Raw genomic sequence first — 22,576 nt, forward strand, 5'->3', positions numbered from 1 at the left:
CGATAACTTCAGAAAGTTCATGCAGGAGGGCAGCTACATTCCCGAAGGTTTCAATCTGCCTACGGTCACTCCGCCGTCCTGGGCCACTATCTGCACGGGCGCATGGCCCCGCACCCACGGCGTGGAAGACTACTATTACTACCATGAAGGCCGCAGCCTTGATTACAAGGAAACCTCGCAGGCTTTCGGCTCCACCATCCTGACCGCAGAAACCATCTGGGACGCGTGGGACAAGGCTGGCAAGAAGTGCCTCGTGGTCAACTACCCCATGTCCTGGCCGTCCAAAATGCAGCACGGCGTCATGATCATGGGCGAGGGCCTCAGCCCCGCCGAAACCCGCTGGCCCCTGCATGGCAACGAGCACAAGGAATATTTGTGCTCTGAAAGCGTTATATCCACAGATTTCTATCCCATGGGTTCACAGGGCACCTTTGACGATGCCGAAGGCTGGGCCAACCTGCCGGAAGGCGAAGAACCCCTTGAAATGAATGTGCGTATGCACTTCAAGGAAGCCATTGAACCCCTGGAAGACCAGACCTGGCACTGCCTTGTGTGGCAGAGCGGCGATGAAGGCTATGACCGCATGGCCCTTTGCCCTGAAAAGGACTACGCCAAGGCCTTCTTTACCATGCAGCTTGGCCAGTGGAGCGAACCCGCCCAGCACGACTTTACCGTGAAGAGCGATGGCCGCACCGAAAAAGGCGTGTTCCGCGCCAAGCTCATGCAGCTTTCTGACGATGCTGAAGAATTCAAACTGTATATTTCCGGCATTGCTGGCCGTTGCGGCTTTATCGCTCCGGCGGAAGCCGCCGCGCAGATTGACTTCAGCAAGCACATTACGGCCAACGATATTGGCCTGGTCGCCTATCTGCACGGCATCATTGATACCGATACCGTGTGCGAACTGGTGGACTTTCACAGCGCATGGCTCTGGAACACCATTGAATCGCTCATCAAGGCCAACGCGGACTGGGATCTTTTCTACATGCATTCCCATCCCATTGACTGGTTCTACCACGGCTGGCTCAGCGAGCTGGACAGCACGGATGATGCGGTTCGCACCAAGGCCGAAAAGATGGAACGCTACATCTACGAAGTGGAAGACCGTCTGCTTGGCCGCCTCATGGACATCATGGGCGACGAAACCGTCATGTGCGTATGCTCCGACCACGGCGCAACGCCCCTCGGCCCCATCCTCAACACTGCCCACGCCCTCAAGGAAGCCGGCCTGTGCTCTTACGAACCCAAGAAGTCCGAGAACTACTGGGATATCTATGAGGAAACCGAAGGCTTCAACTACGTGCTTGATGTGAGCAAGTCGCTTGCCGTGCCGCAGCGTTACATGTTCGTGTACGTAAACCTGAAGGGCCGTTACCCCGGCGGTATTGTTGAGCAGGAAGATTACGAAAACGTGCGTGACCGCATCATCAACGCCCTGCTGGACTACAAGCATCCCGACACGGGCGACCGGCCCGTGCTGCTGGCGGTGCGCAAGGAAGACGCGCATGTGTTTGGCATGGGCGGCGCACAGGCTGGCGATGTGGTGTACGTGCTCAAACCCGAATACATGGCTGAACACGGTTACGGCCTGCCCACCGGCGAATCCGGCTGCGGCAGCCTCAAGAATCTGCTCATGTTCCGCGGCCCAAACATCCGCAAGGGCTACCGTTATGCCCGCCCGCGCTGGCTGGCCGATATCGTGCCCACCTTCTGCTACATCACGGGCAATCCTGTGCCCGCCGACGCCGAAGGTGCGCCCATTTACCAGATCATGGAAAACCCCAATCTGGTCGATTAATTCACCATGCCGGGGCAAGGGCGCGGCTTTTGCTCCGGCGCGATAAAACACAAAGCCCCGCATCAGCGGGGCAGACGACAAGGATACGATCATGGCTGAAAAGAAAGCGATTCTCCTGATGCTGCCTTCCGTTGCGCTCAGCGGCGCATCCGAGGCGCTGGACAAGCTGAAGAAAAAAGCCGTTTTGCTGGCCAATGCCGACAGCGCCGGTCTGGAAGCTCTGGCCCTGGAACTTGGCGGCAAAAAGGTTGAAGCTGCCGCCCTTGAAGGCGCGGAAGACGCGCTGCTGGTTGTGCAGGGTGACGAAGCCGCTCTGGCTGCCGCTCTGGAAGCCGCCGACCGCCGTACTCTGGTGGTGGTTGCCGCCGCTGACGGCGTGGCCTTCTATGGTCTGGCTGTGGACAGCAAGGCCGGGGCCGTTGCCCGCGCCGTCAACGCGCAGGACATAGCCGTTACCATTGCCACCATTGCGGATCTGCCCGTCAGCGCCCAGTGCACCGGCGGCGTCATCTATCAGGCAATGAAAAATCCCAACCTCAAGCTTGATGAAATCAGAAAGCTCAAAGAAGCCCTGGTGCGCATGGAATCGGTTATTCAGCGTGATAACCGTGAGCCCTGGGACAAGCACGACTGCGCTTAAATTCCTTGCCGCTGTGACCGCGCCTGTCGTGTGGGGGCATGGCGTGCGCGGTTATCTGGAACCGCAGCCGTGCTGCGGTTCCGACCCATACCTTCCTCCAAACGCCTGCGGAGATTGAACTTTATGTTCAGTCTTCGCAGGTTGTCGTTTTATCTACATGCGAGCAATTTAAACATGGTTAACACAATTTTTTTTAAAGCTTACGATTACTGATGATCGTGGTGCTTTTCTGTCATACTTTAAATGTGATTATGATGTTTGTGGAAATGATTAGCATTATTGTATTTTTATAACGTCTTATTGTAGTACTACTATTTTGTATCGATTGTTGTAATAGTGCATATGCACTTGTTATTCTCTGATAAATTTGGAATTATTAAAAACAAGTAATCAATGATGCTTTTGACAGTATGCCTGTTTTGTTTTGATAATAGTCAGCATCTTTCATTAAACATGTATGTGTGGATAATAAATGAGAAAGTATTTGTTCCTTTGAAAGTGGCGTGAAGGCTACGTTAGGCTGAGCAGCCTGCGAATTTCTGCCAGGCTTGAGTGCAGGGGAGTGCGTGATTATAAATTTCAGTTTGACAATTGGGGGATACATGAAGTTTCTCAGAACAATTGTTGACTTTTTCTGGAGGGCATCGCTCCGGTTTCGATCCGTTCGACCTGGCAAAATCTTTGTGGTCGCACAAAAGGACTATTTGTTATTGCGGCTCTTTTTTGTAGACAGACAACGCCAGCTTGAAAATGTTGCCTGCGATGTCCTGTATATTTCGCCACAAAAAATATTGCTCAAATCAAACAAGCGTTTTTTGCCTGATATTCTTAAAGGAGAGCGCTGTAGTCTGTATGTAAAAGTACCTCATGCAATAGCTGAAAAATATCTTGGAATTTCATATCCAGCAATCAGGCATGGTTTTATTTTTAAAACACGAATCATCGCAAATTTTATAGATATGGAATCAAAGCAGTGCCTTGTTGAAGTTTCCATGCCTAAAACATACGTGCAGCGTGATTTGCAGCGACATGAACGCGTAGGTCTCACACCTCTGATGCTCAAAAAAATTTCTCTGTGGATTTGCAACAAGCAGTTGCCTAAATCTGTGAACGATATGAATGAAATGCGTTCGGGATTTGTGGGTGACAATATCTGTTCTGCCGTGCAAGTGGTTAATATGTCCGCAGGCGGATTAAGAGTGCAAATTGATGGTCTTAAAGGTTTTGAAAATCCCCGCAGCGAGTTAAACAAGCCAGTTGTTGTGCATCTTGTATTGTACAAGACCTCGCGCAAGGAACTGTCAGTGTGGGCAGTCTGTTCCTGTGTCAAAGTTCACTTCAGCCCGAGCCTGAAAATACTGACATTTTTCTTGAAATATATGCGGGAATGGGATGATCCAGATGAGGGCGGCGTGGGCTGGAAAACCGTTGACTACGATGGAATTTCGGACATTGAGTCCTGGGTGGACAACGACTATTGTATGCTGCTTGATAAAAACCACATGATTTCTGAGGAATTATGCCGCTGCTTTGGCCTTGATCCTGTCTCTATATGCCGGGAAAGCATCGCAAGGCATTCCCCCAGGGCCTGAGTTCCTGCATTACAGGGAGACAGCTTATCGGTTCAATGGCTTAGACCAGTGTAATCTCTAGCCTTGCAGCTTTTCATTCCCCCCGGTCATTCTGCGCATTTTGCGTTGCAGGGTGCGCAGGTTCAGCCCCAGCTCTTCCGCAGCTTTGCCCCTGTGCCAGCGGCACTTTTCAAGCGCCTGCCGGATCATGCGTTCTTCAAGTTGCAGCACGGCCTGATCAAGGCTGATGCCCTGGGGCGTGTTGAGCAGCAGGTCGGCCCGCCCGGCGTCCCCCAGCGAAAGAAGGGCCTCGTCGCCAAAGGCGAGGTACCGGTCAAGAAAGTTGTGCAGTTCACGCACGTTGCCGGGCCAGTCGTACTGTTCCACGGCCAGCCGCACATGGGGCGGCAGAATAAGGTTCAGGCCGCGCTTTTCAAGCCACGCCTCCACCAGCAGGGCAATGTCGCCGTGGCGTTCGCGCAGGGGCGGCAGGGTGATGGAAAGCACGTTGACGCGGTAATAAAAATCGGAGCGCATGGTTTTTTCGCGCACCATTTTTGCAAGATCCTGGTTGGTTGCCGCAATAAGGCGGAAGGATGATTCCTTGGGCGTATTGCCGCCCACAGGAGTGTACATCTTGTTTTCAATGGCCCTGAGCAGCTTGACCTGAAGGTGCAAGGGCAGTTCGCCTATTTCATCCAGAAACAGCGTGCCGCCGTTGGCCGCGCCTATGTAGCCCTCTTTATTGGCATGCGCGCCGGAAAACGCCCCCTTCACGTGCCCGAAAAATTCACTCTCCAGCAGTTGCTCGGGGATTGCGCCGCAGTTTACCGGTACATAACGGCCCTTGCGTCCGCTGTATTCATGAATGCTCTTGGCGGCAAGGTCTTTGCCGCAGCCGGTTTCCCCGTAAATGATGACGTTTGAATCTGTTTCTGCCGCCTTGAGAATCTGGCTGTATACGCGGCGCATGGGCTCGCTTTTGCCCACAATGTTGCCAAGGCCGTAAAGATTGATGACAGAGGTTCGCAGCTCTCGATTTTCTTCGCGCAGGGCCATTTCCTGAAATTTCTGCTCGCTCACGTCCATGATCAGGCCTTCGAGATACCGCAGAACGCCCGAATCATCGTACACGCCCTCCCCCTGATCCCACAGCCATTTGACGCGCCCAGACGGCAGCAAAAGCCGATACATGACCTGATACGGCTCATGAGCGACAATACTGTCGCGTATGGCTTTGCGGCTGGGACCGAGGTCATCGGGGTGGGTCATCAGCTCAATGGTGTTGTGGTGGTCAAGCACCATGTCTTCGGCTGGCACCCCCAGCAACTCGTAGCTGCCACGGCTTACAAACTCCAGTTCATACTGGAGATAATCACTCTCCGGCGCGTCGATATTGAGAACGCGGCAACGGTAGGCCATGCCGGGCAGGTGATTGAGCAGGCGGCGATAGCTTTTTTCCACATTAATGGGAGGCACTGGGGGCGATGAAAGCATGTGGCGGCAACCTTGCAAAAAATGTCGTTTGTCGCGACACAAATGTCGCTTCCGGGCCGGGATACTAGCGGCATGTGCCATAAAACACAAGCGCGGATGGCGTTGTGAAGCCAAGGGCAATCTGATGGCACTATTAGTGCAATAGGCAGGCCAAATTGCGCGGGGGCAGTGTGCTCTTGCGTTTTTTCAGCCTGGAGGCTTTGAAATGTCACATGAACTCAGTGTTTCTCTCTGCCGCCGCGGCGGCAAGGTGGATCTGGATATGGAGAGCGGCGCGTTTGGCGTGCTCACCATCGACGGTGAAAAGATTCCGCCCGAAGAACGTTCCGGCACGGCCAAAAAGCTCCTGGCCGCCTCTGCCCTGTATTGCTATTGCGCCGCTTTGGACAAGGCTCTGGATACGCGCAACGCCAAGTACGACAAAATCGAGGCCAAGGCCACGTTGCACACAGGCACCGATGATCTGGGCCGGGGTAGGGTAACGGGCATTGATATCGACGTTACCGTGCATCTGGATGAAGAGTACGAATTCATTTTTGACCGTGTGGAAAAGATCATGCGTCAAGGGTGCCTGGTCACGGGTTCGCTGGAGGCCGCCTTCCCCGTGAAGTACAACCTCAGGCTCGCCGACGACGAGGATTAGGAGCCCGCATGTCCGACCAGAAAAAAAGCATGATCGTTGTGGGCGGCGGCCCTGGCGGTTACACGGCGGCTTTTGCTGCCGCCAAGGCCGGAATGGCCGTAACCCTCGTGGAGTGCGCCGAACTTGGCGGCACCTGCCTCAACAACGGTTGCATACCCACCAAGACCATCAAGTCGTCTGCGGAAGCTCTGGAAATTGCCCAGCAGGCGGTGCAGTTCGGCGTCAGGATTGAAGGCGGCGTCAGCATTGACCCGCAGGCCGTCTACGAGCGCAAGGAGCGCGTATGCGCCACCCTGCGTTCTGGCCTTGAAAAGACCTGCGCCGCCCTGGGCGTAACCCTGGTGCGCGGCAAGGGGCGCTTGCTTGGCGGCGGCGCGGTGGAAGTGACCGGCAACGGCGCAAGCTCCAGCCTGTCGGCGGATTACGTCATACTGGCAACGGGCTCGCATCCTGTGAACCTGCCGGGCCTGACAGCCGACCACAAGCGCATTCTCACCAGCGATGATGCCCTCAAGCTCACGCACGTGCCTGCCTCCATCATCATTGTGGGCGGCGGCGTCATTGGCTGCGAGCTGGCCTGCATTTATCGGGCTTTTGGCTCCGCTGTCACAGTGATTGAAGGGCAGGACAGGATATTGCCCCTGCCTTCGGTGGATGCCGACATCAGCACGTTGCTCCAGCGCGAGATGAAAAAGCGCCGCATTGCCTGCGAACTCGGGCAAACCCTCACCCATGTGCGTGTGGATGAAAACGGCGTCAGCGGCGTACTTGCGCCGTCGCCCTTTGTGAGCGGCGCGCCCGCGAGGCCCGAACGCCCCATCAGCGCCGAGATGGTGCTTGTTTCTGTGGGGCGCGCCTCCATGACCGCCGGGCTTGGCCTCAAGGAAGCCGGTGTTGCCACGGACGAACGCGGCTGGATACGCGCTGATGAATACATGCGCACATCCCTGCCCGGCGTGTATGCCATTGGCGATGCCCTTGGCCCTGCGCGCGTCATGCTGGCCCATGTGGCGGCCGCCGAGGCTCTTTGCGCCGTTAACGACTGCCTGACCGGCGGCAAGGGTGTTCCCATGGATTACCGTTTTGTGCCTTCGGCCATCTTCACCTCGCCGGAAATCGGCTGCGTGGGCATGAGCGAGCAGCAGGCGCGCGATGCGGGCTATGAGGTCAAAACCTCGGTTGTGCAGGTGCGTGAACTTGGCAAGGCTCAGGCCATGGGCGCACTGCCCGGCTTCTGCAAGCTGGTGGCGGATGCCAGCGACGGCACCCTGTTGGGCGCGCACATGGCTGGCGCGCACGCCACCGACCTTATTGCCGAAACAACTCTGGCTTTGCGCATGGGCGCATCCATCAACGACATAGCCACCACCATTCATGCCCACCCCACGCTGGCCGAAGCCATTGGCGACGCAGCCCTGCGTATGGAAGAGGAGTAGTATCATGAAAGATCTTGACCAATTGGCTTTGCCCGAAAATCTGCGCTATACCGACGAACATGTGTGGCTGTGCGTGGAAGGCGAAACCGCCACCGTAGGCATCAGCGACTTTGCCCAGGACCAGCTTGGCGAAATCGCCTTTGTTGACCTGCCTGCCGTGGGTACAACCTACAAAAACGGTCAGGAATTCGGCACCGTTGAGTCGCTGAAGTCCGTCAACGCCCTGTTCATGCCTGTTGCCGGGTCTGTGCTTGAAGTGAATGAAACTCTGGAAAGCACGCCAACCCTCGTCAATGCCAAGCCCTACAACGAAGGCTGGATGCTGCGCATCCGCATGGACGACCCCGCCGAGGCCGCAACGCTGGCCGACAGCGCCGCCTACCTCAACCTTTTGCGCAAGGGCTAAGAGGCAAAGCGGTGAAAGGCCCTTCCGGCAACGGCCCGAAAAGCGACAGGGGCGCGTGCAGCACCTCTGCGCGGGATGCGGCATATGTACGCAGAGGGCTTTTTCTCGCTGCGCTGACAGGGGTAATTTTCAGTCTTGATGGCCCTATTCTGAAGCAGGGGCTGGTGAAAGAGCCGTTCAGCATACCTGAATTCTGGCTGTTGGCCCCCCTGTTTGCCGCGGGCTGTCACGACATCAGCGCGGCCTGCCTTTCCCTAGTTCTCAATGTGGCTCAGGGCAAGGGGCGGGAGGTGTTTCGCACCTTTTGCAGCAAGCCCGGCAGGTTCTGCATTATGGGCGCTTTTATGGGCGCTCCCCTCGGCATGGGGGGGTACCTGATGGGCGTTTCGCTGGCAGGGCCAGCCTATGCCTTGCCCATTTCCACCCTGTATCCGGCCATCGCGGCGGTGCTGGCGCGCTTTTTTCTGAAAGAGCGCATTTCCGCAAGGGCCATGTGCGGCCTTGCGCTTTGCGTGGCGGGCGCGTTTACCGTGGGCTGGTCTGCGCCGCAGGGCGGCGTGGGCGGTCAGGCCTTTTATCTGGGGTTGGGATTTGCCTTTCTGGCCGCCTTTGGCTGGGCATCGGAAGGCGTGTGCGTAACGGCGGGTATGGACTTTATCGAGCCTGTCGTGGCCCTGAACGTCTATCAGATTGTTTCCAGCCTGCTGTATATGCTGGTGATCGTGCCTGCGGCCTTTGTGCTGCTGGAACGCGGCAACCCCGGTCTGAACGCGGCTGGCCTGCTGGCGCAGGCCCTTGCCAGCCCCGGTTTGCCCTTTTGCATAGCCGCTGGCCTGGTGGGCTGCGTTTCGTACCGCTGCTGGTACACGGCCATGAACATGACCGGCGTATGCCGGGCCATGGCCCTGAACGTGACCTATGCCCTCTGGGGCATACTGTTCAGCGCCCTTTTTACCAACGTTACCGTTACCCGTAATCTTGTGGCGGGCGCGGTGGTGATAGTGGCGGGCATTGTGCTGGTTGTCATGCAGGGCAAGGGCGGAACCGCCTTGCGCCAGGCGCAGGAGGGGCGGTGATGCGCATTCGGCTGCCTTTGCGGCTGGCTGTGGGCAGATTGCTGCTGGACGGCATCCCCCGCACGGCCTGCGATGTGTGCGTGGCCCTGGAGCCAGAATATGCGGGCGAAAGGCAGATCAATGCGGCGAACATTGAAGCCCAGCTGCAAGCCCTCAAGGGCGTGGGGATTGTGACCGTTTGCAATGAATCCGATCAGGGCGTTGCATACGGAATCACCCCGGACGGCAGGCAGCGGGTTTTGCGCAATCTCTAGCGCAGGGCAGGCCGCGCAAAACGGCAAGCCCGATCAAAACCGGAAAGATCAAACCATCCCCTGCGGAGGAAAGTACGACGTAATTGTCGCCTCCCTTGCGCAAACCAACGGGCCTCTTGGCACTGACCGATTTGGGGTTGTTCTTTTATTCCCTAGCGTGGCCTGGAAAAAACAGGTACAGCGGCCCGCGCAAGACCAAGATATGCGCATCAATGGCGGGTGCGTCACATGTGTCGCAAAATGCGCGTTCGTGTCGCAGCCAGTGCCGCAACGTGGGGATGTTAAGTAAAAAATATCCTGTAATAGCTCATGATAAGCGGCTTTCTGCAGGAGTTGTGAAAAATGGTATATATTATGCAAAATGAATCACAAAGAATTTCGAAGCACGCGCAACCATCCCGGCAGCCCAGTGGCAGCTTTCAGGGGCGTTTGGCTTCTTTTGCGCACCCGGACGGCAGACCGGGACATTTAACAACTCTCACCAAGGAGTGCAGCCGTGCAGCAAACCGATGACTGTGCCTGTTCCGACGCTAAAATAGCAGTCAGGGATCTAACGAAAATGTATGGGGACCTTACCGTTCTGGACAAGGTCAACTTTACCATCAAGCGCGGAGAGCTGGTTTGCATAGTCGGGCCTACGGGATGCGGCAAGACAACCTTTCTCAACTGCATGTCCAAACTTACGGAAACCACCTCCGGCAACATCTACATTGATGGTGAAGTTGCAAATCCGCGCAAGCATAACCTGGCCTTTGTGTTCCAGGAACCAACGGCCCTGCCGTGGCTTACCGTGGAAGAAAACGTGGCCTACGGCATGCGCATAAAAAAGGTTCCGCCCAAGCAGCTCAGGGAACGCCTTGATATGATTCTGGAGATGGTCGGCCTGGAAGATACGGCCAAGCTGTATCCCAACCAGGTTTCGGCCAGCATGATGCAGCGTATCGCCGTGGCGCGGGCCTTTGCCGTGAACCCCGATCTGCTGCTCATGGATGAACCCTACGGCCAGCTTGACGTGAAGCTGCGCTTCTACCTTGAAGACGAGCTTGTGAAGCTGTGGCAGACCCTCAAGAGCACCGTGCTTTTTGTTACGCACAACATTGAAGAAGCCGTGTATGTAGCTGACCGCATCCTGGTGTTGAGCCCCAAGCCCACCAAGGTGAGGGCGGAAGTGGTAGTTGACCTGCCGCGCCCGAGGGATTTCAGGGATCCGCGTTTTGTCGAACTTCGCCGCCAGGTCACAGACCTCATCCGCTGGTGGTAGGAAAAAGGGACAGCTTATGCAATGCAATGAAAAAGTAACCTACCGCAAGCCCATGCGGCTTCGTATCCTGCCGGTTCTGAGCGTTTGTATTTTTCTTGGCGTGTGGCAGATGTGCGTTGGCCCGGCTGACAGCAACGACTGGCGTATTCCCGGTACTCTGCTCAGTTCGCCGTATGACATTCTGAGCCTCATGTTCGACAAGCTCACCAATCCCGCGCCTGACGGGGCAGTGCTGCTGGAGCATGCCTGGACAAGCATGCAGGAAGCCTTTTTGGGCTACGTGCTGGCCCTGATTGTGGGCCTGCCCCTGGGCCTTGCAATGGGCTGGTTCACCACGGTGCGCGGCCTTGTACGCCCCATATTTGAAATCATCCGGCCCATTCCGCCGGTTGCCTGGATTCCGCTGACCATTTTCTGGTTCGGCATCGGTCTGCCCGGCAAGGTCTTTATCATCTGGCTTTCGGGCATCGTGCCGTGCGTCATCAATACCTACACCGGCGTGCGCATGACCAACCCCGTGCATATCCAGATGGCCAGAACCTACGGCGCTTCCGACTGGCAGATATTTACCTCCATCTGCGTTCCTTCAGCGCTGCCCATGGTATTTGGCGCATTGCAGATCGCCCTGGCCTACTGCTGGGTGACTCTGGTTGCCGCTGAACTGCTGGCCGCAGACAAGGGCCTTGGCTACCTCATCACCATCGGCCGCATGCTTGGCCGTACCGACCTTGTGATGGTGGGCATGGTGAGCGTGGGTATTGCTGGCGCAATCATCGGTTTCATCATTGACAAGATCGAATCCCGGCTGCTGGCCGGCATCAGGAGATAGCGCCATGCAGTCTTCCTCGGCGTCCAACGGGCAGACCCAGAGCGTCTGCAATGAAACCATCAAGAACACGAAAAAATACGAGTTTTCGCTGATCCGTGCCCTCAAGAGCGAATACTTCTTGTACATCGTTTCGCTGGTGAGTTTTTTCGGCCTGTGGCAGTGGGCTGCCACGTCCAACGTGTTCGGCTACAGCAGCGCTCTGGCCACGCCCTTTCAGGTGGTGGAAAGCCTGCACGACCTGAGCGTCAACAAGCTTTCCGGCCTTGGCCTGCTCGAACATCTGTGGATCAGTACGCGCCGCGTTATCATCGGCTTTTTGATTGCCGCTGGCTTTGGCATTCCGCTGGGTCTGTTCATGGCCTTCAACGAAACGTTCCGCGCCATTGTGAAGCCCATTTTCGACATGTTCAAGCCCATGCCGCCCCTGGCCTGGATTTCTGTGGCCATCCTGTGGTTCGGCATTGGCGAAGCGCCCAAGATTTTCATCATCGTCATTGGCTCCTTTGTGCCGGTGGTGCTCAACTCTTACAGCTGCCTGCAACTCATCGAACCCGAATTTTTCGATGTGGTGCGCATCATCGGCGGCAAGCGCTGGGACGAAATCCGCCTTGTGTGCATTCCCGGCGCGCTGCCCGCCATTACGGCAGGTTTGCAGATCGCCATGTCCAGCGCCTGGACATGCGTTGTGGCGGCGGAGCTTGTGAATTCCCGTTCCGGCCTTGGCTACATCATTGTGCAGGGCATGAAGCTTTCCGACCCCGGCATGATTATCGGCGGCATGCTCATTATTACCGCCGTTTCGCTGGTGTTCACCCTGGGGATGGATCTGCTGACCCGCAAGCTGTGCCCCTGGCAGCGTGAAATCGAGAATCTTTAGAGAGCCAAGGAGCTGAACGTGAAAGACACGCAGCCAAAAATTGTCTGTGACAATATATGCAAAACATTCATCCAGAAGGGAACCCAGGTGGTTCCGGTTCTGGAGAACATCTCCCTTGAGGTGCGCGATCAGGAGTTTCTGGTCATCCTCGGGCCGGGGCAGTGCGGCAAGACAACCTTGCTGCGCATCCTCGCCGGGCTTGAAGCACCTTCGTCCGGCGCGGCCTATCTGGACGGCAAGCAGATTGTGGCCCCCGGCCCGCAGATCGGCCTGGTGTTCCAGAGCTACAAGCTCTTTCCGTGGAAGACCGTGCGCCAGAACGTGGAAATCGGCCTTGAGGTACGCGGGCTTGAGCCTGCGAAGATCCGTGAGATTTCCAATCACTATCTTGGCATGGTGGGTCTGCAAGGCTTTGAGGACTACTATCCTCACCAGCTTTCGGGCGGCATGAAGCAGCGTGTGGGCATTGCCCGCGCCTATGCTCTCAACCCAGAGGTGCTGCTGCTTGATGAACCCTTTGGTCAGCTTGACGCCCAGACCCGCTTTTTCATGGAGCAGGAAACCGAGCGCATCTGGCACATGGACAAGCGCACCATGATTTTTGTGACCAACAACATTGATGAAGCCCTGTTCCTCGCAGACCGCATCGTCACCATGGAAGACAAGCTGCCGGGGCATGTGCACACCTCGTATGATGTGCCGCTGCCGCGCCCGCGCGACACCATGGACCCCGCGTTCCTCGAACTGCGGGCCAGAATTACGGAAGAACAGAAGCTTACGCTCTAGCACTGCGCACAGCAGCAAGGGCCGCGCCGCGCATGGGTGCGCCTGCCAGCGGTACGGCCCTTGCCGCGCATGCGAGAGCATGGATTTCTCGGCAAACCTGTATGCACTTGCCGAGGTTGCTCAAGTGGTTTGTTTGAAGGTTCAAGCAGTTGAAAGGTTTTTCGTCAAAAGCGGATCTGTCCACTAACCAATTAGGAGTCATGCATGAGAAAACTGCTTCTGGTCGCGCTTCTGCTTTGCATGGGCGCTGTCATCTGCGGCGGCCCCGTCGCCACTCTGGCAGCCGACAAGCCCGTTGAAATTTCCACCTGCTGGATGGACGAATCCCCGGGCTTCAACATCTGGTACGCCAAGAAAATGGGTTGGGACAAGGAAGAAGGCCTGGACATCAAGATGCTGCTGTTCAACAGCGGCCCTGCCCAGATGGAAGCCCTGCCCGCCAAGGAATGGGTGCTCGGCTCCACGGGCGTTGGCGGTCAGCTGATCGGCGGCATCCGTTATAATATCTACTCCGTGGCCCCCATCATCAGCGAAGGCGAAGTGCACGTGCTTTACCTGCGCCCCGACAGCCCCGCCGCCAAGGTCAAGGGCTACAACCCCAAGTATCCCAACGTGTACGGCAGCCCTGAAACCGTCAAGGGCATGAAGATCCTGTACACCTCCCAGACCACCGTTCACTACATGATCGGCAAGTGGCTGAGCATCCTTGGCCTTACCGAAGCCGATGTGACCCTGGTGAACATGGAACAGCCCTCTGCCGTGCCTGCTTTTGAAAAGGGCATTGGCGACGCGGTGTGCCTGTGGGCGCCCTTCACCTTTGTGGCTGATTCCCGCAAGTGGCAGCGCGCCGGCACCATGACCGACATGGACTGCATCACCGTGTCTTCGCTCGTGGGCGACAAAAAATGGTGCGATGAAAACCCCGAACTGGTTGCCAAGTTCCTGCGCGTGTACCTGCGCGGTTCCAACATGCTGCGCGAAGAAGGCCCCAGCCCCCGCATCATCAAGGAATACCGCCAGTACATGAACGAATTCGCCGGTATCCGCATGACTGACGAAGAAGCCAAGCTCGACATCCAGATCCACCCCCGCTGGTCTTACGAAGAAACCATGGCTCTGCTCGACAGATCCAAGGGTGAATCGCAGGCCGACAAGTGGCAGAATTCTGTGGCCGACTTCTTTGGCAGCATCAAGCGTTTCTCGCCTGCTGAAATCAAGAAGTTCAAGGACGCCCAGATCAATACCGACAAGTTCCTCAAGCTGGTTCAGCAGCCCATTCCCAGCTGGAAGTAGCTCCTCCCCCACGGACACGCGCCGGATGTAAATCCGGCAGTACCGGGCCTGTTCTTTGCCTATTGCCGGGCAAGAACAGGCCCTTCATTTTTTATGGCAGGGCAGGGGATGACAGAGGATTGCAGAGGATGGTTGTGAAAGGCCGTGTGTGGCGGGCAGGGCGGGGGAGACCTAGCCCCCGGTAAATCTCGTGGAAAATTGCTGCGGGGATTGTTGTTGCGGGAATATTGCGGCTATCCGGTCTGCGATCAGCAAGAAATTCTTTTACCGATCATTTGCCTTTATCTTCAGCCCCATCATCCGGCGCGGAGGTGGTCACAAGGCCCACGTCCTTGATGCCAGCGCCGCGCACCCTGTCCATTACGTTCATGACCATGCCGTAGGGAACATCCTTGTCGGCCCTCACAAAAAGCTGCCGCCCGCTGTCCTTTACCCGCGCGTTCAGGGCCTCCGGCAGGTTGTCCATGTCGGTTTCCTGCTCGTTGAGAAACAGCGCGCCGCCATTTTTGACCGTCAGGATAACGTGGTCGTCATCCGTGGGCAGCACTTCTGAGGTCTCCACCTTGGGCAGGGCCACATCTAGCCCTTCGGTCATCATGGGGGCTGTGACCATAAAGATGATCAGCAAGACCAGCATCACATCCACAAAGGGCGTGACGTTGATGTCGGCAACAAAATCATCGTCGGCGGAAGATGCGGCCATGACTAGCGCTCCTCTGAAAAGGCTATGCCGTCTGCATGTTGCGGTGCTTCGTGTTGCAGGCGGTTGAGCATCTGGCCTGCAAAGTTGATGCATACGCCTTCAATGTGGGCCAGCTTGGCGCGGAACACGTTGTAACCACACACAGCGGGTATGGCCACAAACAGGCCAACAGCGGTGGCGATGAGGGCTTCTGCTATGCCGGGCGCGACTGTTGCCAGCGAAACGCTCTTCATCTGGGCTATGGCGGTGAAGGAATGCATGATGCCCCACACCGTGCCGAACAGGCCGATAAAGGGGGCCGTGTTGGCGGCTGTGGCAAGCAGGGCCAGGGATGATTTGAGAACGGCGAGTTCTTCCGCAACGGCAAAGTGCAGGGCCCTGCGCACATTGTCGTTCAAAAGACGGTCAACATCGCCCGTGCGGGAAATACGGTTGAATTCGCGGATGGCGCGGCGCGCAATGCCAAAAAGAGGAGAGTGCTTGTCATTTGCCAGCACCGGCAGCGCCCGGTTAAGTTCCCCGGCCTCGTCAAACGCCGCCAGCCCCGCCTGCGTGCGCTGCTGGGCTGTGCGCAGCAACAGCCATTTGCTGCACATATAGGCCCAGCTTGCCACAGACATGCACAAGAGCAGCGCCAGCACGCACTTGGAGACAAATGTTGCCTGCAACACCGCCTGAATCATGGAATCCATTATATCCCCCAAAGAATATGAAATTGAAATTCAAAGCTATTGTGTGGTAGTACGCCCCGCAAGCTTTGTCAACCTGACAGCGCTAAATTCAAGCAACACACTATAATGTTTAGCATGTTATCTGGTGATGCTGAAATCGACGGGAAATTCCACCACGCACATCACAGGCTTTCCGCCCACCTTGCCGGGGGCAAAGCGCCAACGCTGCACGGCTTCAAGGGTTTCTTCCTTGAAGTGCTGCGTTTCCTTGCCTGGCAGAACCACGGCGCGCACCACCTTGCCCTGGGCGTCAATAACGGCCCGAACAATGACGGTGGCTTCCTTGCCAATACGCTTAGCCGCAGGGGGGTAGTTGGGTTTGACCCGGTGGATGGGCACAGGCGACTGATCCCATTGATTGAAGCCGTATACCGAGCCAGCGCCCTGACCACGCCCCTGATGCATGCCTAGCCCGCCGCCGCTGCCGCCGCCCTGGCCGCCGTCGTTTCTGCCGCTGCCCTGAGCTTCGGCGGCACTGCCAGCGGATTCGGCATCCGTCCCCTGCCGGGCATCACTGCCCAGTGAGGGCGGCGGTGTTTCCATGGGGGGGCGGTCTTCTGCTTTGGCTGTGGGCCGCTTTTGCTGATGCTCCTTCTTGGGCGGGCGCTTTGGCTCGCACTTTTTTTTGAGTATCAGATCCGGCTGTTCAACCGGCTGCTCGGCCTGCGGCGTTTTTTTGTCCTTGGGCTGTTCTTTTTCCTCAACCGGAGCGTTGCGTTCCTCTCTGGCTGTGGCGTTGGGATCAGTGCCATTGGTGGTCGAAGCATGGCTTGCGCCTTGCGTGGCAGTGCCCATGCCCATGCCCACAAGGGAAACACGCATGGACGATTCTCCGCCGCCTGAGGCCTGCAAAGGGATGCCCCACAGGCATATAAACAGCGCGGCGTGTACGCCCAGCGAGAACAGCAGGCCTCTTTTTTGCGTTTGGCGGGATGCGGAAGCCGCGCCAAGTTTTTGCGGATTGATGCGCCGCAGGGTGGAGCGCGCCGCCGTCGGGCCAGCGGCGGGCAGATGTTGGTCTTCGCTCTGGGCGGAAGCCTTGAGCAGTTCGCGCAACTTGGCCGACTGCGGCTGGCAAAAGACCTCACGCACTGGCCCCTGTTCCACGCATTTGCCCTTGTCCAGCACAAGTACCCGCTGGCAAAAGCCCTTTACCAGCGTGAGATCGTGGCTGATAAAGATCAGCGACATGCCAAAGCGCTGCTGCAAGCCGCGCAGCAGTTCAATGATCTGGAATTGCAACGCCCTGTCCAGCGATGAGGTTGGTTCGTCCAGCAGCAGCACGCGGGGGCGCAGCACAAGGGCGCGCGCAATGGCTACACGCTGGCGTTCGCCGCCGGAAAGTTCGTGCGGAAAACGGCTGGCATATGCCGGAGAAAGCCCCACATCCCGCAAGGCCTCAAGCACGCGCTGCGGCCTGTCCTGCGCTCGTGGGGCGTGCACGCGCAGACCTTCTTCAATAAGGTCATGGACGCACATGCGGGGATTGAGCGAAAGATAGGGATTTTGAAACACCACCTGAATGCTGGCGCGCAGGGGGGCCATTTGCGCATGGGTCAGATTCTGGATTTCTTTGCCCATAAGGCGGATTCCGCCACGGCTGGCCACAAGCCGCAGCACTGCCAGGGCCAGGCTTGATTTGCCTGACCCGCTCTCGCCCACAATGCCCAGGCATTCGCCCTGATGCAGGGCAAAATTCACGTTGTCCAGCGCTGTAAAGGGGGGCTGCGCCCGTTGGAAAAGCCGCGTTTTCGGACGGCAAAAATCCACGCTCAGGCCCTGCGTCTCCAGAATGGGGCTGCCGTCATGCCGGGGGACATCCTCGGCCCACTGGCGGCTGCCTGTGTGGAGCAGGGCGCGGGTGTATTCGTGCTGCGGGTCTGCAAAGAGCGAGGAGGAGGACTCCACAATTTCACCGTGGCGCATCACGTGAACCGTATCCGCAAAGCGTCGTACCATGCCCAGATCATGGCTCACCAGCAGCAGGCTCATGCCCAGTTCCGCGCGCATGTCGTGCAGAAGCTCCAGAATGGCCTGCTGCACGGTGGCGTCCAGAGCTGTTGTGGGTTCGTCTGCGATGAGCAGGTCGGGCTTGTTGGCCACGGCCAGCGCAAGCATGATGCGCTGCCTTTGCCCGCCGGAAAGCTGGTGCGGGTATGCCCTGTAGCGTTCCGCAGTATGGTCGAGCCGCACAAGGTCAAAGAGATCCAGCACCCGCGAGCGTACCTGTTCTTCGCTCAGGCTTTCGTGCGCGCGCAGGCATTCGGCCACCTGATCGCCCACGTGGTGCAGGGGATTGAGCGCGGCCAGCGGATCCTGAAAAACCATGCCGATTTTGCGCCCGCGCAGGGCCATGACGGCCTTTTCCGGCAGACAGAGCACATCCTCGCCCTTGAACAAAATGCGGCCCTGCGTTACGTGCGCCCCCCCGGGGAGCAGGCGCACGATGGAACGGGAGGTGAGGGTTTTACCCGCGCCGCTCTCGCCCACAAGGGCAACACACTGGCCCTTTTCCACACTGAACGAAACATCGCACACCACTGTGCGCATGGTCGTGCCCCTAGCCGTGCCAAGGTCTGCCGGAGCGGATATTTCCCTTCCGGTTTTGGCGTCGGCTCTGGCAAAGGCCACATGCAGATGTTGAACGTCAAGAAGGTTCATGCCCGCTCCCTCCAAGTATTTTGCGGGGTTTCCGCGTCTGCCGCGCCGCCGCTCAAAAACACGCCGGGGTCAAAGGCGTCGCGCAGGCCCTCGCCAATAAAGACGAGGCAGGTCAGCATGCCCGCAAGGGTAAAAAAGGCGGCAAGGCCTATCCACGGGGCAAAGAGGTTGTTCTTGCCCTGCACCACCAGCTCGCCCAGCGAAGGATATTCCGGCGGCAGCCCGAAACCCAGAAAATCCAGCGATGTCAGGGTGACGATGGAGGCATTGACCAAAAAGGGCAGAATGGAAATCAGGGCCACAACGGCGTTGGGCAACACATGGCGCAGCATGATGCTTTTATCCAGCACGCCCAGCGCGCGGGCCGCCCGCACGTATTCCATGTTGCGCGCCCGCAGGCTCTCGGCCCGCACCACGCCCACCACGCGCATCCAGCTGAAGGCCAGCATGAGGGCAAGCAGCGCCCAGAATCCCATAGTCATGACGCTGGAAATGATGATGATAAGGTACAGCACGGGAATCCCGCCCCACACCTCCATGAAGCGCTGAAACAGCAGGTCTGGCAGCCCGCCGTAATAGCCCTGCGCAACCCCTGCGGTCATGCCCACGGCGCAGCCGAAAAACGAGAGGCACAGACCGAACAATACGGAAATGCGGAATCCATAAAGCAGCCGCGCCAGTATGTCCCGCCCCTGATCATCCGTGCCCAGCCAGTTGCCGTGCCCTGGCGGCGCAGGAAAGGTCGTGCCTTCCTGCCGCGAAATGGTGTTGAAAGAATAGCGCACCGGGGGCCACAAGGCCCAGCCGCGCTCCGCAATGGCGGTCTGGATAAAGGGGTCTGCAAAGTCGGCGGCAATGGGCAGGTCGCCCCCAAAGACGCGCTCGTCCAGAGTGTGAAACATGGGAAAGTAGAGCCGGTTTTCATAGCTCACCACCAGAGGACGGTCATTGGCCACAAACTCGGAGCACAGGCTGGCGGCAAAGCACAGGCAGAACAGGCACAGGCTGACGAATGCCCGGCGGTTGCTGCGGAACGTCTGCCATCTGCGGCGGGTGATGGGGTTCATGCCTTGCTCCTTCCGCTGAAGTCGATGCGGGGATCAACCTTTGTCATTGTCAGATCTCCAATGATGGACGTCACAAGGCCGATGAGCGTGAAGATATAGAGCGTGGCGAACATGACGGGGTAATCCCGCTGCATGGCGGCCTCAAACCCCAGCAGCCCCAGCCCGTTGAGTGAAAATATGGTCTCTATCAGCAGCGACCCGGCAAAAAACATGCGCACAAACGCGCCGGGCAGCCCGGCAATGATGATCAGCATGGCGTTGCGGAACACGTGCCCGTACAGCACGGTTCTTTCACTCAAGCCCTTGGCGCGCGCAGTTTCAACATACTGCTTGCTCAGTTCGTCCAGAAAGGAATTGCGGGTCAGCATGGTGAGCCCGGCAAAACCGCCGATGGTCATGGAAAGCACGGGCAGAGCCATGTGGTGCAGGTAGTCCAGCACCTGCCGCCAGAAGGGCAGGCTCTCGTAACCAAGGGTGTGCAGGCCCCGCAGCGGGAATATCTGCCAGTAGGAGCCGCCCGCAAACAGCACGATCAGCAGCACGGCAAACAGAAAACCGGGGATGGCGCTGGCCGCCACCATGACGGCCCCGGTGGCGAAGTCAAAGGTGCTGCCCCGGCGCACGGCCCTGGCTATGCCGACGGGTATGGATACAAGGTAGACGAGCAGGGTGCTCCACACGCCGATGCTTATGGAAACAGGCAAGGCGTTTACAAGCAGCCCTGCCACGCTGTCTGCCTTGAACAGGCTTTTGCCGAAATCAAACGTGGCAAAGTCGCGCAACATTTCCGCATAGCGGGTGAGGATGGGCTTGTCGAAACCGTAGAGCTTGCGGATGGCGTCCAGCGTTTGCGGGTTAAGCCCGCGCGCGCCGGAATAGGCGCTTTCCGCTGCATCGGCCATGCCTGCTGCGGGCAGGTCGGCTCCGGCGCTGCCCACCCGTTCCATGTAGGCGCTGCCGCTGCCTTCCAGCATGGCGATGAACTGCTCCACAGGCCCGCCGGGCGCAGTCTGCACGATAAAAAAGTTGATGGTCAGAATGCCCAGCAGCGTGGGGAATATCAGCAACAGACGGCGAAGAGTGTAACGCAGCATCAGCGCGCCTCCCTGTGAGTTTGCGCAGCGGCGGCGGGAATCGCGTGCGCGGGCGGCGTGGCCCCGGCCGCCGGAACATGCCACGCCATGATGTCCACGCCTTCATTGCCTTGCTCTGCCGGAGGGGTGATGCGGTCTTTCCACCATGCAATGCGCATGCTGCCGCTGTACCATGCGGGGATGACGTAGCATCCGTGTTGCAGCAGCCTGTCCAGCAGAGCGGTGCGGGTGTGCAGATCCTCGCGGGTGGGGGCCGCCACCAGTTCGTCCACCAGCGTGTCGATCACGGCATCGCGTATGCCAGCGTAATTGCGCGAACCGCGCGCCCCGGCAGCAGTGGAAGACCAGTAGTTGCGCTGCTCGTTGCCGGGATTGGACGACTGCCGCACTGTGGCCTGAATAAGGTCAAAGTCGAATGCCCGCACGCGGCTGACATATTGGGTCTGATCCACCAGCCGCACGTTGAGCGTGATGCCCAGCCTTTTGAGCGTATTGCGAAAGGGCGTGTACACGCGCTGCATGGAGGGCGAACTGGTCAGGATGGTCAGGTTGAGAGGCTGGCCCTGAGCGTTGAGCATCTCGCCGTTTTGTATGCGCCAGCCAGCTTTTTCCAGCAGATGCAGGGCGGCGCGCATTCTTTGGCGTTCGGTATCGCGCCCGCCGCCGGGCTGGGCGGGCAGCGGGCCGAAAACTGCGGGGTCAAGCCTGTCGCGCCAGCGCTCCATGAGTTCAAGCTCCCCTGCGGACGGCAATGGCTGCGCTGCAAAGGGGGAGCCAGTGAAAAAACTGCTGTAACGCGTGTAGGCATTGTAAAAGAAGGCGCTGTTCATCCAGTCAAAGTCAAACAGCAGGTTCAGCGCCTGTCGCACGCGCCTGTCCGCCAGTGCCGGGCGGCGGGTGTTCATGAAAATGCCGCCCATGCCCATGGGGCTGGCATACTCCTGAAGCTGCCGGGTAATGCGGCCATCGCGCACGGCGGGCACATTGTAGGCATTGGTCCAGTCCTTGATATTGCTTTCGCTGTAAAAATCCGCTTCTCCGGCAAAAAAGGCCTCGCGCGCAACGGAAACATCGCGGTAATAATCCACCTGAACCGTATCAAAATTGTAGCGGCCCTGATTGACGGGCAGGTCTTGCCCCCACCAGTCTTTGCGGCGCTCGTAAATAAGGCGCGAGCCCATAACGCTGCCCGTGAGGCGGTAGGGGCCGCTGCCGGGCATGATATCCGTCTGCGGGTCGCCCAGGTTGCGGCCTTGCCACCAGTGGGCGGGCAGCACGGGCATCTGGCAGACAATAAGCGGCAGTTCGCGGTTGGTGCCGGCGGCGAGCTTGAATATCACCTCGTGTTCACCAGCAATTTCCACGCCTTGCACCTGCTCGTAATAGGAGCGGTAGACGGGCGAGGCCTGCTTGATGAGGGCTGTGAACGTAAAGGCCACATCCTGCGCTGTAACAGGGACGCCGTCAGAAAACCGGGCTTGCGGACGCAGGCGCACACGCAGGGTTGAGCGGTCAGGCGAGAGATCAAAGCTTTCGGCCAGCAGCCCGCGCATGATGAATTCCTGCGTGCCGCGCTGGCTTACGCCAAGGGTTTCGTAGGTCAGGCCAAGCTGCGCCGCGCTGACGCCGCGAGGGCTGAAGGGATTGAAGCTGTCAAATGTGCCAATGGCGCTCAGGCGGAGCCTCCCGCCCTTGGGCGCGTCCGGGGTGACGTGGGCAAATGGCGGGAGAGATTCGCTTTGCAGCGCATCCTCCCACAGGCCCAGAACCTCATGGGGCGCGCCCAGGGCGGGAGAAACTGTTACGGCGGCGGCCAGCAGCGCTGCGCATATGCCAGCTCTGAGCGCAGCCAGACTACCGCGCAACGGGCCGTATGGCGCGCGGTTCATGGCTGGATGAAGGGGAATGGCGGCTGCCGTTGCCGTTTCAGCATGCATGACGTGTTGGCTCCAG

At 58.2% G+C, this 22,576-nt stretch carries 20 protein-coding genes; 13 read left to right on the forward strand and 7 right to left on the reverse strand.

Going from position 1 to position 22,576, the window contains the following annotated elements; all coding sequences use genetic code 11:
* The 3 genes from VEZ52_RS02730 to VEZ52_RS02740 form a co-directional block, all read left to right on the forward strand.
* On the forward strand, positions 1 to 1,798 hold a 1,798-nt coding region (locus VEZ52_RS02730), incomplete at its 5' end, for an alkaline phosphatase family protein (RefSeq protein WP_324835429.1).
* 91 nt (positions 1,799 to 1,889) lie between these two features.
* Complete coding sequence (locus tag VEZ52_RS02735; protein WP_324835430.1) at positions 1,890 to 2,438, forward strand: hypothetical protein; 549 nt, start codon at positions 1,890 to 1,892, stop codon at positions 2,436 to 2,438.
* A 602-nt stretch (positions 2,439 to 3,040) separates the two neighbouring features.
* On the forward strand, positions 3,041 to 4,030 hold the full coding sequence (locus tag VEZ52_RS02740) for a hypothetical protein (protein ID WP_324835431.1): 990 nt from the start codon (positions 3,041 to 3,043) through the stop codon (positions 4,028 to 4,030).
* 57 nt (positions 4,031 to 4,087) lie between these two features.
* Here VEZ52_RS02740 and VEZ52_RS02745 read toward each other — a convergent pair whose 3' ends face one another.
* Positions 4,088 to 5,506, reverse strand: a complete 1,419-nt coding sequence (locus VEZ52_RS02745) for a sigma-54 interaction domain-containing protein (protein WP_324835432.1) — start codon at positions 5,504 to 5,506, stop codon at positions 4,088 to 4,090.
* 205 nt (positions 5,507 to 5,711) lie between these two features.
* Here VEZ52_RS02745 and VEZ52_RS02750 point away from each other — a divergent pair, with 205 nt between their 5' ends.
* From VEZ52_RS02750 to VEZ52_RS02795, 10 genes are all read left to right on the forward strand, one after another.
* The gene (locus VEZ52_RS02750; RefSeq protein ID WP_298992649.1) at positions 5,712 to 6,149 is read left to right on the forward strand and encodes an OsmC family protein; all 438 of its coding nucleotides are present in this window, start codon (positions 5,712 to 5,714) and stop codon (positions 6,147 to 6,149) included.
* An 8-nt stretch (positions 6,150 to 6,157) separates the two neighbouring features.
* Entirely contained in the window at positions 6,158 to 7,585 is a 1,428-nt protein-coding gene (gene lpdA, locus VEZ52_RS02755) for a dihydrolipoyl dehydrogenase (protein ID WP_324835433.1), read from the forward strand.
* A gap of 4 nt (positions 7,586 to 7,589) precedes the next feature.
* Positions 7,590 to 7,991 (forward strand): glycine cleavage system protein GcvH, encoded by a 402-nt coding sequence (gene gcvH, locus VEZ52_RS02760; RefSeq protein ID WP_022658546.1) that lies wholly within the window; start codon positions 7,590 to 7,592, stop codon positions 7,989 to 7,991.
* An 11-nt stretch (positions 7,992 to 8,002) separates the two neighbouring features.
* Entirely contained in the window at positions 8,003 to 9,067 is a 1,065-nt protein-coding gene (locus VEZ52_RS02765) for a DMT family transporter (protein WP_324835434.1), read from the forward strand.
* A complete protein-coding gene (locus VEZ52_RS02770; protein WP_324835435.1) occupies positions 9,067 to 9,321 on the forward strand; it encodes a hypothetical protein in 255 nt (84 codons plus the stop codon). The genes VEZ52_RS02765 and VEZ52_RS02770 overlap by 1 nt, the downstream gene beginning before the upstream one ends.
* A 559-nt stretch (positions 9,322 to 9,880) precedes the next feature.
* Positions 9,881 to 10,582, forward strand: a complete 702-nt coding sequence (locus tag VEZ52_RS02775) for an ABC transporter ATP-binding protein (protein WP_022658549.1) — start codon at positions 9,881 to 9,883, stop codon at positions 10,580 to 10,582.
* 16 nt (positions 10,583 to 10,598) lie between these two features.
* Positions 10,599 to 11,411 carry an ABC transporter permease gene (locus VEZ52_RS02780; RefSeq protein WP_192111466.1) on the forward strand — a complete coding sequence of 271 codons (813 nt, stop codon included), beginning with the start codon at positions 10,599 to 10,601 and terminating at the stop codon, positions 11,409 to 11,411.
* Between the two features lie 4 nt (positions 11,412 to 11,415).
* Positions 11,416 to 12,288: an ABC transporter permease gene (locus VEZ52_RS02785; RefSeq protein ID WP_192111467.1), complete on the forward strand. Its 873-nt coding sequence runs from the start codon at positions 11,416 to 11,418 to the stop codon at positions 12,286 to 12,288.
* An 18-nt stretch (positions 12,289 to 12,306) separates the two neighbouring features.
* Entirely contained in the window at positions 12,307 to 13,074 is a 768-nt protein-coding gene (locus VEZ52_RS02790; protein WP_022658552.1) for an ABC transporter ATP-binding protein, read from the forward strand.
* A 204-nt stretch (positions 13,075 to 13,278) separates the two neighbouring features.
* Complete coding sequence (locus VEZ52_RS02795; protein WP_324835436.1) at positions 13,279 to 14,367, forward strand: ABC transporter substrate-binding protein; 1,089 nt, start codon at positions 13,279 to 13,281, stop codon at positions 14,365 to 14,367.
* 271 nt (positions 14,368 to 14,638) lie between these two features.
* Here the strand turns inward: VEZ52_RS02795 and tolR are convergent, their stop codons facing one another.
* The 6 genes from tolR to VEZ52_RS02825 all read right to left on the reverse strand — a co-directional run bounded on the left by tolR (position 14,639) and on the right by VEZ52_RS02825 (position 22,560).
* On the reverse strand, positions 14,639 to 15,070 hold the full coding sequence (gene tolR, locus VEZ52_RS02800) for a protein TolR (protein WP_324835437.1): 432 nt from the start codon (positions 15,068 to 15,070) through the stop codon (positions 14,639 to 14,641).
* Between the two features lie 2 nt (positions 15,071 to 15,072).
* Complete coding sequence (locus tag VEZ52_RS02805) at positions 15,073 to 15,762, reverse strand: MotA/TolQ/ExbB proton channel family protein (protein WP_324835438.1); 690 nt, start codon at positions 15,760 to 15,762, stop codon at positions 15,073 to 15,075.
* 117 nt (positions 15,763 to 15,879) lie between these two features.
* The gene (locus tag VEZ52_RS02810) at positions 15,880 to 18,462 is read right to left on the reverse strand and encodes a dipeptide ABC transporter ATP-binding protein (RefSeq protein WP_324835439.1); all 2,583 of its coding nucleotides are present in this window, start codon (positions 18,460 to 18,462) and stop codon (positions 15,880 to 15,882) included.
* Positions 18,459 to 19,529, reverse strand: a complete 1,071-nt coding sequence (locus VEZ52_RS02815; protein WP_324835440.1) for an ABC transporter permease — start codon at positions 19,527 to 19,529, stop codon at positions 18,459 to 18,461. Before VEZ52_RS02815 ends, VEZ52_RS02810 begins: the two co-directional genes overlap by 4 nt.
* Positions 19,526 to 20,623 (reverse strand): microcin C ABC transporter permease YejB, encoded by a 1,098-nt coding sequence (locus tag VEZ52_RS02820; protein WP_324835441.1) that lies wholly within the window; start codon positions 20,621 to 20,623, stop codon positions 19,526 to 19,528. The genes VEZ52_RS02815 and VEZ52_RS02820 overlap by 4 nt, the downstream gene beginning before the upstream one ends.
* Positions 20,623 to 22,560, reverse strand: coding sequence for an extracellular solute-binding protein (locus VEZ52_RS02825; RefSeq protein ID WP_324835442.1), 1,938 nt, complete (start codon positions 22,558 to 22,560; stop codon positions 20,623 to 20,625). The genes VEZ52_RS02820 and VEZ52_RS02825 overlap by 1 nt, the downstream gene beginning before the upstream one ends.
* Positions 22,561 to 22,576 lie beyond the last annotated feature (16 nt).

The organism is Desulfovibrio sp. (genome assembly GCF_035644575.1).
Taxonomy (GTDB): Bacteria; Desulfobacterota; Desulfovibrionia; order Desulfovibrionales; family Desulfovibrionaceae; genus Desulfovibrio.